The organism is Salipaludibacillus daqingensis (assembly GCF_029891575.1).
Classification (GTDB): Bacteria; Bacillota; Bacilli; order Bacillales; family Salisediminibacteriaceae; genus Salipaludibacillus; species Salipaludibacillus daqingensis.
Genome location: NZ_JARZHF010000005.1, coordinates 195,435 through 211,132 on the forward strand (window position 1 = coordinate 195,435; position 15,698 = coordinate 211,132).

A 15,698-nucleotide genomic window follows, 5' to 3' on the forward strand; every position below is an offset into this window, starting at 1 on the left:
CTTCCAATAAGAAATTCGCGCGTCACATTATGCTTTTTTTTCGTTATGATCTTCAGATGAGCTTTCCATAAAAGCCCTTGGTTTGATTTCCTCATGATCCAAGCCATAACCTAACGAACCATAAACCATGTTATCTCGAGGATCAATTAACTCTTTTCCCTTATAATAAATTCGTGGTGTTTTCCATAACGCTTTTAGAGCACTTGACATCGGCATTTCATGATATAAGTGGGGCCAATTATTTTTAATATGCTCTTTTACTAACGGATAATATTTCGAACTCATACTCGGAAAAATATGATGTTCCGTATGGAATGAAAAATTAAAGTGAAGCACGTTTACCCATTTAGGTACCGTAACAGACAAGCTATTTGCCAAAGGATCATTGACAGGAACTTGTGGGTTTAATCGGTGATTCGTCGATATATATCCCATCACGATGGAGTTAGCTATTAGTAACGGCAAGAAAAAGATGAAAATCCAAGTTGGGATTCCGACAAAGAACATGAGCCCAATCCAAGAAACCCAAGGTAAAATAAACTGGATCCAAACCCCCCACTGTTTCGCTCGTTTAAATTCTTTCACATAAATAAAGAACATTCTTGTTGAATGCAACGTAAACGTAAACGAAAGGGATAGAAACTCAAAAAATGCGCGCACTGAAAATGGTAACCGGTAAATAAATCGAAGCAATGGTGCCTTATCTACTTTATCTTTCGTTAACCATGTATCAGGATCGTTATGCTCATCTTGTGTATGAACGTGATGCGTCATATTATGCCACTTCCGCCACAATCTTGGACCAGTGACTAATGGCCAGAAAAATACAGCTCCTAAGAAATTTCTTAACCACGCTTTTTTTACAACGGTACCGTGTAATATTTCATGTCCTAAAAAGCCCATTGCAGCAAAACTCATGCCAATAATTAATGAAATCACTAAATTAACTAACAATGGTAAGTCAAACGTCGCAATGGCATACATGCCACTGAAGGTAACGAGAAGATAAGCTAGTCCTCCAAGTAATCGAGCTGGAACAGGTTTAAATGCCTTTTTCGGTAAGTGAGGTGAAATCTTAGAGGCGTACCAGCCAAATGAGTGAAGTTCTTTCATGAATGCGTCCCCCTATAGTAATTAACTATTTTTTATCTTTTCTGACTATTAATATTATATCTAACTTGGAAAAGATGTTAAATTTCTATACGGACATCTTAACAAGAAGAATATTGAAAAGCAATGGATTTTTATTACCTGGTAATAAATGTTGGTTCTAATTTATGTTTTTTTCGAGTAAAACCCTTTTCACAAAGGACTTTTATAGTCCATAGCATATCCTTTTTATGATATTTTAATGCTTCATTAGTTCTTTTTCGAGCAATATCGAGTCAAAAAAATGAGAAAAAAGGAGCATTCTCCAAATACAGAGAACACTCCTTTTACTCTTCATACGAACAAATTATTGTTCAAGCCATTCGTCAACGAGGTCACGATTTTCTTCAACCCATTGTTGAGCACCTTCTGCCTCATCATCCATATCATTGATGACTGACATAAGCTCACCTAAGTTTTCATCGTCCATTTGCCAATTATTTAACCACGTAATTACTTCTGGATGCTCTTCTTCAAAACCTTGACGAGACATATAGTAAATATCTTCTGGTTCACCGAAGACATTTTGAGGATCTTCAAGGTACTTCAGATCATAGTCAGAGAATGTCCAGTGAGGATTCCAAAGCGTAACAACAACTGGTTCCTCTGCTTGATAAGCACTATCCAATTCAGCAATCATAGCTGGCTCTGAACTTACAAGTAGTTCATAATCAAGCTCATATTCTTCAATCGCCTCTTCAGATAAACCAGTTAAACTAGCTCCAGCATCAATTCCAACGATGTTTCCATCAAGCTCATCAACATGATCATTCAGTTCTTCAATGCTGTTAATATCCATGTATTCTGGTACCACGAGCCCTAATCCAGTTCCTGAAAACCACGTATTCTCTTGTAAATCAATATCTTCTTCAAAGTCATCATACAAGTGCGCATCTGTTGTTGGAAGCCAAATTTCAAGAGCCAAATCCAAGTCATCATTCGCAATTCCTGTCCAAATTGGTGCTTTTTCAGACATTGTCAACGTGACATCATAACCTTCTTCATCAAGAATAACTTTCCACATGTTAGAAACAGCAATATTTTCAGCCCAGTTATTAAGCCCAATTTTTAGTTCTCCTTTTTCTTCCTGAGCACCATTATTTCCTTGCTGATCGTTTTCGTTCACATCCTCGTTCGAATTACCATCTCCACAAGCAGAAAGCAACAACATAGAGGATAATACTCCTCCATAAATAAACTTACTTCTAATCATAACCAGTCTCCTTCTATTAAATACTTTTCCTTTTTTACTATAGCTTTATTTATGTTACTCTCTTTTCTCATTAAACTCAAACGCAGGAAATGGACAAGGAACCTTGTTACACTTGTTATATCACTATTAAATCTCTTAAGAACTACCTTACGTAAGATTACGTAAGGTATTAGGTTTTATATTTAATAAATGCAATAAAAAACCTTTTTTCCTCTGGAATGGAAAATGCAACAATCATGTATAAATTGCTCCCATTTCACTTGTAACAAACGAAAACAAAGCCTTTATCTTATCATTCTTGCATAAGAAGATTGCTTTGCCTTTAATTCCAAACTCCTTTGTCTACACTCATTCCTTTTGATTTGTTTCAAGATTTCCTCTTGGGATAATTCTCGTTTAGTAATAGCAACCGTTAAGTTAAAAATATTAAACATCATTTTCATCTTCCTCCTCATTTTAAGGGATTACATCAATCTCGTTAGCTAAGATAGCTTCTCTGTTGTTAGTTCTAGTGTAATTCTTCTCCTTATTAAATGAAGCAATCTCAAGATTGATTTCCCCTCCACCTAGAGGTTGATTTTCTTCTCCAACTAACGATAATTGTCTCTCCTACTTAGAAATGAGGATCATACTTACCTTCAAGAGACTCCTTGTTTTAAATGAAATTGCACAAAATACGGAAGCTATGAAACTAAAAGCCGCATGTCACGAAACATGCGGCTTTTAGTTTAACGTCTAGTCTGTTTCTGTTCGCTCATTGTATGACTCGGCGTTAATGTATTCATTTGGCGTTTCATCGTTTTGATGAACTTCATGATTTTTGAACTGGCTTAACCGTCCATTTCGATGTTCACCATGGTCTTTATTTTCTTTAAATTGTCTATCGTGTTTTTTAGATTTGTTTTTCATTTTAGCTAACCCCTTTTCTATTCTATCTATGTAGGAGTTAGTTTATGGAACAAAGCCAATGTTATACGCTTATCCTGTGAAATTATGTGACTTACAAAGACATTTAGAGCATGTATTAGCTAACCTGTTTCACATTATTTTCGATTACTCTTGGTCTGTTGCCCACCTCGCTCCCCACAATTTCATTTCTTTCAATATTTTATGGAAATCCTTTCCTTTTTCGGTCAGAGAGTATTCCACTGTTACAGGGACAGTTGGATAGACCGTACGAATAATAATGTTATTCTTCTCTAGATGTTTCAGTGTATCCGTCAATGCTTTAGGACTTACGCCATTTAACGCTTTTTTCAGTTCGCCAAATCGCTTTTTTTCATCAAATAATTGTTTCATTACTAAGAAAGACCATTTGCCACCAATGATATCCAAAGCCCTTTCAATAGAACATTCAACTTCTTTTAATGGTGAGCTGCTAATCATTGTTTTTTCAGTCGTTTTCATACGAACCCTCCTCTTATTTCGATAAATCTATACTTTCAATAAGTTAGTAAGTATACTATACAATACTTTCTATAAACATTTTGCCTTCTTTAAGTATGTAACGATATAGCTTATAATTTCAACAGATACATATTACATTTTTCACACAATTTGAAAAGGACGTGAGAAAATGAAAAAAGTTGTCGTAACAGGTGGCAGTGGTCACCTTGGTAAATGGGTTGTAAAAGAGTTTGTAGAGCAAGGGTATGAAGTCGTAAATGGAGATGTTAAAAAACCTGATAATCCACTATCACAAACAAAAATCATTGATTTGAAAAACTTAGGTGAAGTATACGGATTATTAGAAGGTGCTGATGCAGTTGTTCATTTAGCAGCTATACCTGTCGCATACTCCCATGCGAATGAAGTAACGTTCCAAAACAACGTCATGTCTACGTATAATATTTTGGAAGCGGCTTCAGGTTTAGGCATTAAAAAGGTTGTATTAGCATCTAGCGAATCGTCTTATGGTATTGTATTTGCTCCAGAACGATTCGATCCAAACTATGTTCCACTAGATGAAGATCACCCTCAACTTCCACAAGATAGTTATGGCCTATCAAAAATAGTTAACGAAGAAACAGCTAAGATGTTTCACCGCAAATCAAACATGCAAATCGTTTCTTTAAGACTTGGAAATGTTATCTCTCCAGAAATGTATCGTAATTTCCCTGACTTTATTCATCATTCAGCTGAAAGAGACCGAATTCTTTGGAGCTATATCGATACGAGAGATGCTGCAAATGCATGCCGATTAGCCATTGAAAAAGAAGGTCTCGGTGCTGTAGAAATGAATTTAGCCGCTGATGATACGAGTATGGATATTAAAAGTAGAGACTTAATGTCTGCTCAATTTCCAAATGTAACAGATTTTCGAGAGGACCTAAAAGGTTATGAAACGCTTCTTTGCAACAAAAAAGCAAAACAACTACTTGGATGGCAACCGATCCATGGTTGGAGAGAAAATATTTAAAGAGCAACGCTGGAGTTGTCGCCATTCATTTCTTCGAGCTGTTCAACCAAAGGAGTACCGTTTACCGAAAACATCCTATAAATCGGTATAAATATATTACAAAAGAAAAGAGTCCAAAAGAGGACTCTTTTCTTTTGTGTTATCGATTATTAGAAAACATTTTTTCGTTCATGAAGTTTTCCCTACAAAAATACTGTAGCTTCCGTTCTAAGTCTTCATCTTCTATGGCTAGAGAAAGAGTCGCTTGAATATACCCCCATACATCCCCAATATCAAAACGCTTGCCTTCAAGCTGACATGCCTGTAACCCTTGTGCTCGACATAAATTTTTTAAAGCGTCTGTCAGTTGAATTTCTCCTCCTCGACCTGGCTTTGTGTCCTCTAATATGTCAAATACTTCTGGATGAATAATATAGCGGCCAACGATAGCCATATTTGAAGGAGTATCTTCAGGATCAGGTTTCTCAACAAGGTCATTTAATTCAAATACGTGATTGGTGATCTTTTGCCCTGAAATAATTCCATATTTCGAGACATTCTCCGTTGCGACCTCCTGTACTCCTACGACCGATTGACCATATTTCTCATATTGATCAATCATCTGTTTAAGTGCTGGCTTACTAGAATGATGAATAATATCATCTCCTAACAAAACGGCAAAAGGTTCCTCTCCCACAAACACTTTGGCACAAGAAATCGCATGACCCAATCCTAGCTGTTCTTTTTGTCTTATAAAATGGATGTCAGCCATTTCTGCAATATCTAAAACTTCTTTATAGTGTGACCATTTCCCTCGATTTTTCAGAACATTTTCAAGCTCGATATTATGATCAAAATGGTCCTCAATAGATCGCTTGTTTCTTCCTGTGATGATTAAAATGTGTTCAATCCCGCTTTCAATGGCTTCTTCCACAATATATTGTATTGCTGGCTTATTTATTAGCGGAAGCATCTCTTTAGGTTGAGACTTTGTTGCAGGTAAACATCGAGTGCCTAGTCCAGCCGCAGGTATTACAGCTTTTCTAATTTTTCTCGTCATACACATTCCCCTCCGTATTTTAATCAACAGTTGCGATCGGAATTGGTTCCTAATTTTTCGAAAGATATAACTCAACATTGTGTTTTTCGCCATCATTTATCAATAAAACAGATGGTATAGTTCCAACAAATTCTTTTACCTCATTATCTACAGTTAATACTTGTTTAGAACCACCTTTTTGATGAATAACTTTGATTTGGTAGCTCGATTCACCATACCGATAGCTCAAAGAATACTCTGGCCAATCTTCCGGTATACACGGGTCAATGTACAAAATATCCCCCCTCCGTTTTATTCCAAGAATGCCTTCGAGACCCGCTTGGTACATCCACCCTGAAGCGCCTGTATACCATGTCCATCCTGCCTGACCTTTATGAGGATCAGCAGTATATACATCCGCTGCCATTACGTAAGGTTCTCCTTTATATTCCCTCACTTCATGGTCTGTTCGCGTATGTGTCATTGGGTTAAGTAAATGGAATAACTCCATTGCTAAATTACCTTTTCCAAGCTGACAATATGCGATAATACTCCAAATCACTCCATGAGTATATTGGGCTCCGTTTTCTCTGATTCCAGGTGGATATCCTTGAATATACCCTGGACTATCATCCGTTTTATCAAAAGGGGGTGTCAACAATTGAATAACGGAAAGTTCTCTGTCCACCAGTTCACGGTTGAACGACTCCATAGCCTGCACAGCCCGTTCCTTTGGTGCTGCTCCTGAAATAACTGACCATGACTGAGCAATGGCATCAATGCGACACTCATCATTTTCAGTTGAACCTATCCAATTTCCCTTATCTGTAAAGGCTCTTCTGTACCAATGACCGTCCCATCCATGCTTATTTAAAGCGATTGCCAATTTATCTTTCACTTCGACAAAAAATTGTGCTTTTGACTTATTACCTTGATCGTATGACAATTTTTCAAATCGAGTTAATATGTCACACATAAACCAACCTAACCAAACACTTTCACCCCGACCTTCAGCCCCTACCAAATTCATTCCATCGTTCCAGTCGCCTACCCCAATTAGTGGTAGGCCGTGCTCGCCTATTCTTTCTAATGCTTTGTTTATCGCTCGCAAACAGTGATCGTAAATCGTTCCTGATTCTGAAGATACTACTGTTGACTCATAACGTTCATGTTCCCCTTCCTGAAGTGGTTCACTCTGCAAGAATGGCACCGTTTCATCTAGAATTGAAATATCTCCAGTATGTTCGATGTAGCGGGAAACACAATATGGTAACCAAAGAAGATCATCAGAGAACATCGTTCGAATACCTTTCTCCGTCTCTTCGTGCCACCAATGTTGAACGTCACCTTCTACATACTGATGAGCTGCATGAAGTAAAATTTGTTGCTTTGTTATTTCCGGCAGCGAATGAAGCAACGAAAGAGAATCTTGCAATTGGTCTCTGTATCCATAAGCACCTCCTGACTGATAAAAGGCCGTACGTCCCCACATTCTGCATGCTAAAGTTTGATAACCAAGCCATCCGTTTAAAAGAATATCCATTTCAAGAGATGGGGTTTGAACTTGAATTTGATCTAAGCTACGTTCCCAATAAGCTTGCACTTCTTTCAAAGCTTGATCACAGGCAGAGCTTTGACGATATTTCTGCACTAGTTCCGAGACCTTTTCTTCGGACTCATCACAACCTATCAGAATATAGACCTCCTGCTCTTCGTATGGTTGAAGACTTATTTTGGTTTGTACGGCGCCACAGTTTTCATGAAAGGTTCCTGTTCGACCTGATAAATGATTCCTTTGCATCGATGCTGGCTCTTCCATATCACCGTTTCTTCCGATAAATTCATTTCTATCAGCAGTCCATGATATGGAATCCATCACTCCTTCTGTAAAGATACCTAAAAAAGCATTCGCATCCCGGAAAGTTTCTTGATACGTATTCCGTGCAGTCAGAATGTTTAGTGACTCTTGCCAATCTGTCACGATAAAAGGACTGTTATTCTCACGTTGCACCCCTAAAACCCATTCGGCGTAATACGTTAATGACAACCTTTTCGGTTCAAAAGATTGGTTTTTCACCTTCACTTTAATGATCTTTATTGGATCTTTTAATGGAACATACACAGTCATTTTATGCTCGATACCATTTGTTTCATGCTCAAAATTTGTAAATCCTCTACCATGTGTTACGAAATATTGTTTTTCTTCTCGTTTATTAGAAGAAGAGGTTCCTGACCAAAAATCCCCCGTTTCTTCGTCCCTTAAAAATAGTTTTTCTGCTGGCGGATCAAGAACAGGATCGTTCGACCAAGGTGTTATTTTGCATTGACTGCTATTTTTCCACCACGTATACCCAGTACCTAACTCTGAGATGAGACAACCAAAAGAAGGATTGGACAAAACGTTAATCCAAGGAGCTGGCAATGGATTGTTACTTTTCATTAAAATACGATACTCTTTCCCATTTTCAGAAAAACCTCCCCATCCATTATAGAAAAGCAACCCTTTTACCTTTTCTTTTAATGACACATTAAGGTTATCTTCTTTTCTCGCTATCTTTTCAGGGATGAGTTTCTCAGGGAATATATGACTCGATTGTTCTTTCGGGAAATTTAATTGTGATTCCAAAGTTGGCCCACGAGCATGTAAAGTCAGTCGAGCAACCGAAATGAATAGACCTCTATCATCTTCATCTAATTGCGTTGCTTCAATGACGTGAACCCCTGTCATCTGTGCACCGAAGCGACCAACCCCGTGTTCAACTGTTTGCTGAAGTGCTTCCTGGAGTTTTTGATGATACCCTTCTTCCGATTCATTAAAGATAACGAGGTCAAAGAGTATACCATGTCTTCGTAAATATTCATGAGCCATCGCCATATGGACAACAAATTTCATGTCATTAATATGTTCTACTCTGACGAGGATAATCGGACGATCACCTGATATACCGAATGCCCAAAGTTTAGATTGTCCATATCTATTTAACAAAATATACTTTTCTCGTTCTTTCCTTAAAGGAGGACAGTATAATATTTGCCCTGCCAATGTTTGAAAAATATTTGCCTCTTTGTTTGATAATTGTAAATTTCTTAATTCTATTTCACTTCTATTCCAAGACATTTGGTAAGTGCGATCAACCAATTCATTTGAAGTAAAGTAACGAACTGTTTCTAAAGCATCCTCACATGTTTCTGATACAGCTGTTATAGCAGCTAGTTGGACTTTTTCTCCAGACTGTATCGTTACTCGTTTTTTCATCACAAAGGCAGGGTCAGCTACAGCCCCTGTTTTTCCTTTTAAACGCGAACGAATCCCTTGTGGATTTGAAATGTTATTTCCTCTCCCAATAAAAGTACTTCTGTCCGTTTCATACTCTAAAGAACTTGACGGATGATCATTTACCACTAGTGAATGAGCTGCCCATAGAGATTCACCGTTGACTTCTCGAGGTCTTCTGCCAGCAAGAAGACAGCTGGATTCAGAATCATAAGACGTTCGAATAAATAACTTACTAAATGCTGGATGAGTTTCATCTGCAATTTTATTTGCTAATGCTATTTCTGAAAATGTTGTCACCTCAATAACTTTTGTTTCTTCACTTGTGTTCACAAGCGTCAAACGTCTTACTTCTGCATTTCTTTCAGGCGAAACACAAACTTCCATATATGTCTCCATTGCATTATTCTTATGCACAAAAACAGCCCGACCTAGTTCAAATTCTGCTGTCTGTTCCTCTGATTCCGCTTGAACTGGTTGATAAGAAGGGGACCAAATGCGGTCGTTACTCGTGTCACGAATATACATGTAACTTCCCCATGAATCTCTCACAGGGTCTTGACGCCATCTTGAAACGGTGTGTCCTTTGTATTGACTGAACCCGCTTCCGGTGGTTGTAATAAACGTAGAAAATTTCCCGTTTGAGAGCACACACATTTCGGGTGTCTTCGTATGAACAGAAGGAAACCGTCTCTTTGAAGATATGTTTTCAACTGGTTTTAAATAGTGCTCGTGCTTGCGATTCATGGCATGATGCTCAATCACTTTTATCTGCTTCGGCATACGCTCTTGTAAAAGAAGCTCTGCTGCACGTATTGATTTATTTCGATGAAAACGATCAATCATCACATCATCAAGCAGAAGGTTTGCAATCGTTAATAAGCTCATTCCTTGATGGTGGGCCATATAACTTTGTATCACTTTATAATTAGAGTCTCGTGGCAATCTCTTTTTTGTGAAATCAATCGCCTCATAAAATCCGTACTTTCCACGTCCATTCAATTTTTCTAGTTCCTTCAGAGAATGAACGCCCTCATTCTTAGCAAAAGGCAGCGCTAAAACAGTAGCATATGGAGAAACAACGAGATCTTGTTCAAGCCCTCTTTTAAAACCAAGTCCAGGAGTTCCAAATGCTCGGTACTGATAGTTCATCTGATAATCAAATGCGTAATAACCTGATTCTGATATTCCGAATGGAATCCCCCGTTGTTTAGCATAATCAATTTGCCTTTGCACAACGGAATGATAAGTGTGATCCCATAAAGACCGACGGTACGATCTCATAAACATATTCGGCATGAGATACTCAAACATCGTTCCTGACCAAGACAATAAAACAGGTTCATTATCAACCTTTGTCATTGTTCGCCCTAAAGCATTCCAGTGAGAGACTGAAACTTGGCCAAAAGCAATAGCAATAAAGCTTGCTTGTCTAGCTTCAGAAGCCATTAGATCATACAGAACATCATCTTGGCTGAGCCTTTCCTCATGATAACCTAGTGAAAATAGTTTTGATTTATGGTTATATAATGGTCGAAAATCTACTGCATAAATAAGTTTGTTTAATCGAAGATGCAGCTGTTTAAGTCGTTCCTTATTCGTTAGTCTCTTATTAATTCTATAGTCATTTATATTCACAGGCGCAAGTTCTTCCGACAGCGCTAATTGATGAGCATTAGCTGTTATTTCAGGTTCTTCTGAAGGATCTATTGTATAATTATAAGATCCCAACCACTCCAGTATCGCTTCGTTCACAGTTATCAATGATCCTACAAAGTTCCCTGAGTCTACTGTAGAAACATATTTGGGATGTAAAGGGATTAGTGTAGTTGTGTCGTACCAGTTATACAAGTGCCCTTGCCATTTTTCCATTTTTTCAATTGTCATAATCGTGTTATCCATTCGATCCATCATCTCGATTAACGAGATAAAGCCCATGTCTTTAGCTGCTACAATACTGCAGAGATAGAGCCCTATGTTTGTAGGCGACGTGCGGTGAGCAATACCTCTAGGTGGATTAAATTGAACATTATCCGGTGGCAGCCAGTTATCTTGTTTTGTGACATAGTCTTCATAAAAAGACCAAATTTCTTTTGATAAAATAGACAACTCCTGTTTTTCTAATTCAGAGAGTTTTATTTTTTTCTCGTTTATTGGACTGTTTAGCCAATTAATAACAAAAGGTGCAATCACCCATAAAGTTGTCAAACTTATCATAATAAACTGCTCGAATGCATTACCGATTACCATGACAGCAATCAAAAATATCCCAACAATAATATAACCACTAGCCACCCCTGATAAGATTGGTGAATCTTTCTTTTCACTAAATCGATCTACATCTGCAGCTGGAGTCCATTCTAGTAATCGACGCTTCGAATAAGTCAATCGATAAATGGTTCTTATGATGGCATCTAATAAGACAACCGTTTGAAATGGCAAAGTTATCATTGTTACCAACACTTGGGCAGTCGTATGAGCAACTGCTTTTATATACCAACGTTTTTGATTAATCGTAAAGACCTTTCGAATGACTGGCAAAAATAGTGTAGCGAAAAAGAGTATTGTCCAAAACAAAGCACTTCCTGGAAGAACCGTTAAACCTGCCAAAAGCATCAGAAACAAAACTGGAGACAATAAGCTTCTTCTTAAGTTATCGATGATTTGCCACTTCGTTAGGGAAGATAAATCAACAGGCTGAAGCTCTCCCTTTTGGTTACGTACTTTAGGGAGTAACCATAAAAGAAGTTGCCAATCTCCCCTTACCCATCGGTGTAACCTTTTTTGATAAGCCATATATTTAATCGGATGACCGTCTACTAACTCTATGTCCGAGAGTAAACCAGCCCGCAAAAAACCACCTTCAAGCAAGTCATGGCTAAGTAACCTATTTTCTGGAACTCTTTCGGATAATACTTCGTGAAAACTATCGACGTCAATAATCCCTTTTCCTGTGAAAATCCCTTCGCCTAAACAGTCTTGGTATGGATCAGATACTGTAAATGAATAAGGATCAACGCCTGGTTCAGCCGCCCATAATGAGGCGAAACGAGAACGGTCAGCTACGTCATAACTCATACCAATTCGTGGTTGAAGAACGCCGTATCCATCAATCACTCTCGTTTTAGTCTGATTTAATTTTGGACGATTAAAAGGTAAATGAATCGTACCGATCATCCTTTTTGCACTTTCAAGAGGCAGTTCCGTATCAGCATCTAATGTGATGAGATAGCGAATTTCCTGAATTACATGTCGATTGCCGAAAGAAACGTGATAGCTAGTATTAGATTTTCCTTTTATTAAATGGATAAACTCAACTAGTTTCCCCCTTTTTCTTTCCCACCCCATCCATATATTTTCTGAATCGTTCCAAACTCTCTTCCGGTGAAACAGATGGAAAGAGCCCTCTGGGTATGTTTCCATTAATCGGTTTAACTCTTTTTTAGCAACCTTCAACAGTTCATCATCTTTAGCTGAATGTTGTTTATTCGAACTTTTAAAGTCTCCTAACAGAGCAAAATGAATATGCTGATCTCTATTGGCTAAATAATGCAATTCAAGACGTTCTGTTAATTTTTCTACTTCTTCCGTTGTGGACCATATAACTGGTATAACAACCATCGTCTGGGCGTCTTCAGGCACCCCTTCTGAAAAATCATATTTGAGTAATGGAATCGGACGAGTTATTTTTTCGATTATCCAATGAGTAGCTACTATCGCCCATTCACTAGCTGGAATGAATAATACTAGTCCGAGTAGTATCCATTCTCCTATTGAAAAAAGTTGCTCTTGTGAAATGATGACGATTAGAGCCGTGAAAACAATTAAAAATAAAACGACAGATAAAGAAAAAAAAGATTCAGGTGCTCTTTTTTTCAATATATTTTCTGGAATTTTCTTCGGTTGACTACACATTTTCAGCGCTTTTCTTAAAGATGAAAGCCCCTCTGCTTCTAATAGATAATAAGATACAATCGCTTGCTTGGGTAAATTTTCGTCCTTGTTCCCCTCGCATCTTTTCATGACATCATCTGCTAATTCACGTGCTTGTGATGCAACTAGGTTCTCAGGAACTTTTAGGCGCCGAGATAGTCTTTCTATACTATTCCGCAACGTTTCCCTGCTCGAAAAATCCATTTTCGGATAAACACCAGCTAGTTCCTTGTTGAGCGTTTGTTCGACCATGCTTAATTCTTCAAACTTTTCGCTCCAATCTAAGCGAGAAAGCTTCCGCATACTCGTAATTAAATGACCTGTTGTTACTTGGTATCTTGCTTGAAGCTGATATTCATAAGACAAGATTTGATCTAAACTTTCTGAATCATTATCGAGTTTACATACTAACCATTCGCCTACTGTTGCAGAGTAATCGGCACGCTCACGTAGATGCTTAACTAGATGCACAGCCACCGGACCTGACAAGGGTATTTCGTATCCAGCTTTTTCGATTATATCCGTCAATTTTTCAGGACTTAAATCCGCCGTCTCTATCCCAGCAAGCATGTTATCCACTTGCACACAGATTTCGTGACGCTCCGTAATTGTTTCCATAGTTTTCGAAAGGTACCTAATTAATGCCAAACGCATCATCATCGGAATCGCCCATAATTCAGCTATTGAAAGAACAGAAACTTCTTGATATGCATGAATAAAATGACTTAATCCATCTTTATTCATAAATCCTTCCGTAATCTTTACATAATCATTACAAACGGAAAGAATCCTTGACTCCCCCGTTTTTTCAAGATGAGGCAAGGATTTTATATATGGATTCGTTAAACTTTGTTTGATTGTGAGATATTGTTCTTCAATAAATTCGATATTATCAAGAAGCCAATCTTCAGCTGGAGGAGTGCAAGTTGACTCCTTTTTCTCTAACTTCGTCACTAACAAACGTATTTCCTCAAGGTGAGCCTCATTCCTCTTCCAAAAAAGATTCGTTGATTTTCTACTTGTAAAAGGATCATGTTCTAGCGCAGAAATGTGTGCCTTCTCCTTGATTTGCTGTAAAGTTAACGTCATGGTTTATTGCCTCCAAAAATGTCTTTTAAAATGAAAGGTTTCTCTATACAAAGATTTTCATTTTTGGAGACAATTATTCATTTATTGATGATAAACTTTTTTAAAAGGGGAAACTAAAAAAGCAATCCCTCTTGAGAGACTGCTTTTACTAGACGTATTTGTATCATTTCTTCTTGTCTATTTTAAAGAATTATTCATTCAAATAACCGAAGAAATGATTGATTCTCCGCACTGATTATCTTTATGATTTTTCACTCTCGTTCATAGGCTGTTGGATCAACGAGCCCATTGTATACTAGATAAATGGTCATACACACCCCCATTGTAAGAAACCCCCATCCAAGAGTCACTTGCTCGATAATTAAGTAGTTGTTGCATAGTTGCTCCGGCCACTTAATATATAACCAACCCATTGCAAAAAAGATCATTGTAAAAATCATAATGACTGCATTTTTCATTTTCGAACTTATTTTTTGCCAACTATCCCGCAATGGGACCCCAGCTAAAAATGGAAGACTAATATATTTAAATAATTCAACCGTCTGAAAGGTGAGTGCATCGTCCATCGCTCGAGGAATCATCCAATAAATCATAATAATTGAAAATAGTAAAATACCAGGTATACCATTGTGATTCCAGTTCTCAAAAAACTGTGGAAACTTGTTTTGAAAGAAAATAGCCATTAGAAAACCTGCAATGACCAACAGAGGCATTTGCATGTGCATATGAACAATCATAATAGACTCCAACAAATATGCAACTGGAGGAAGTGCTAAGAAAATTAGCAATAAGAAGCCAAAGATAAATTGATTCATTGGTTATTCCTCCTCTTCATTCGCTAGTACGTCATTCACTCTGTTAGCAGCTGAATCAACATCGGTATAATCCATGATATCTTTGAGTCGACCTTGTTCGTCTACTAAATAAAAAGCTGAATTATGGGCGAAATCTCCCTCTCCATCTGGAATGACCGTTACTCCATACGTCTTTAATAAGGAATTTAGTTCTGTTTGATCGTTAATTCGTGCCATTCGCCACGTTTCTCCATCAGCTTGAAAGTGATTTTTGTAATGATCTAACGTGGGAGGGTCATCTTGTTCAGGATCAAAGCTAATACTTAAAAATAGTATATCTTCTCCTATATACTCACTTGGAATTTGGTCATAAACCCTCCCCATATTCATTTCTAATAAGGGACATTCGTCAACACAGGCTGTATACATAAATGTAATAAATAAATAGTTACCCTCAAATTCTGAAATAGGATACTCTCTACCATTACTGTCTTCTAATATAACTTCGGGTAATGCAGGTTTTTCTTCTAAAAGGTTATATACTCTAGCGGTTTCTGCCGTATACGCTTTGAACCCATCTGTTCCAACATAAAACAAGCTAAATCCAAACAGTAATACGAGAAGAAACGCAAATCCTGTTTGTCTTTTTTGGATCATCGTAATCACTTCCTAGATTCACTTTAATTAAACTCCGTTATTTTCTAACTAAGCCATTCATGCTAAAGATTATCTCATGATGAATGAAAATAACTGACTGTTCCTGATGATGGTAATTAACAGCTATGCCGGACACTCCAGCGGAAGAAGGG

10 protein-coding genes are annotated in these 15,698 nt (G+C 37.6%); 1 reads left to right on the plus strand and 9 read right to left on the minus strand.

The features are described from left to right. Positions 1–27: 27 nt before the first annotated feature. The 5 genes from desB to QDN89_RS11605 all read right to left on the minus strand — a co-directional run bounded on the left by desB (position 28) and on the right by QDN89_RS11605 (position 3,769). Positions 28–1,113: a Delta(10) desaturase DesB gene (desB, locus tag QDN89_RS11585; RefSeq protein WP_280770299.1), complete on the minus strand. Its 1,086-nt coding sequence runs from the start codon at positions 1,111–1,113 to the stop codon at positions 28–30. Positions 1,114–1,456: 343 nt separating this feature from the next. Beyond that, complete coding sequence (locus QDN89_RS11590) at positions 1,457–2,362, minus strand: glycine betaine ABC transporter substrate-binding protein (protein WP_280770300.1); 906 nt, start codon at positions 2,360–2,362, stop codon at positions 1,457–1,459. Between the two features lie 284 nt (positions 2,363–2,646). Further along, on the minus strand, positions 2,647–2,799 hold the full coding sequence (locus QDN89_RS11595; RefSeq protein ID WP_280770301.1) for a YrzI family small protein: 153 nt from the start codon (positions 2,797–2,799) through the stop codon (positions 2,647–2,649). Between the two features lie 298 nt (positions 2,800–3,097). After that, complete coding sequence (locus tag QDN89_RS11600) at positions 3,098–3,271, minus strand: hypothetical protein (protein ID WP_280770302.1); 174 nt, start codon at positions 3,269–3,271, stop codon at positions 3,098–3,100. Between the two features lie 144 nt (positions 3,272–3,415). Then, positions 3,416–3,769 (minus strand): winged helix-turn-helix transcriptional regulator, encoded by a 354-nt coding sequence (locus tag QDN89_RS11605; RefSeq protein ID WP_280770303.1) that lies wholly within the window; start codon positions 3,767–3,769, stop codon positions 3,416–3,418. 169 nt (positions 3,770–3,938) lie between these two features. On the opposite strand from QDN89_RS11605, the gene QDN89_RS11610 reads away from it, so the two are divergent. Further along, entirely contained in the window at positions 3,939–4,781 is an 843-nt protein-coding gene (locus QDN89_RS11610) for an NAD-dependent epimerase/dehydratase family protein (RefSeq protein ID WP_280770304.1), read from the plus strand. 139 nt (positions 4,782–4,920) lie between these two features. Here QDN89_RS11610 and galU read toward each other — a convergent pair whose 3' ends face one another. The 4 genes from galU to QDN89_RS11630 all read right to left on the minus strand — a co-directional run bounded on the left by galU (position 4,921) and on the right by QDN89_RS11630 (position 15,546). Further along, a complete protein-coding gene (galU, locus tag QDN89_RS11615; protein WP_280770305.1) occupies positions 4,921–5,820 on the minus strand; it encodes a UTP--glucose-1-phosphate uridylyltransferase GalU in 900 nt (299 codons plus the stop codon). A 49-nt stretch (positions 5,821–5,869) separates the two neighbouring features. Next, positions 5,870–14,095, minus strand: a complete 8,226-nt coding sequence (locus QDN89_RS11620) for a glycoside hydrolase family 94 protein (protein ID WP_280770306.1) — start codon at positions 14,093–14,095, stop codon at positions 5,870–5,872. Between the two features lie 251 nt (positions 14,096–14,346). Continuing rightward, positions 14,347–14,910, minus strand: coding sequence for a hypothetical protein (locus QDN89_RS11625; RefSeq protein ID WP_280770307.1), 564 nt, complete (start codon positions 14,908–14,910; stop codon positions 14,347–14,349). Between the two features lie 3 nt (positions 14,911–14,913). Continuing rightward, on the minus strand, positions 14,914–15,546 hold the full coding sequence (locus QDN89_RS11630; RefSeq protein ID WP_280770308.1) for an SCO family protein: 633 nt from the start codon (positions 15,544–15,546) through the stop codon (positions 14,914–14,916). Positions 15,547–15,698: the final 152 nt, after the last annotated feature.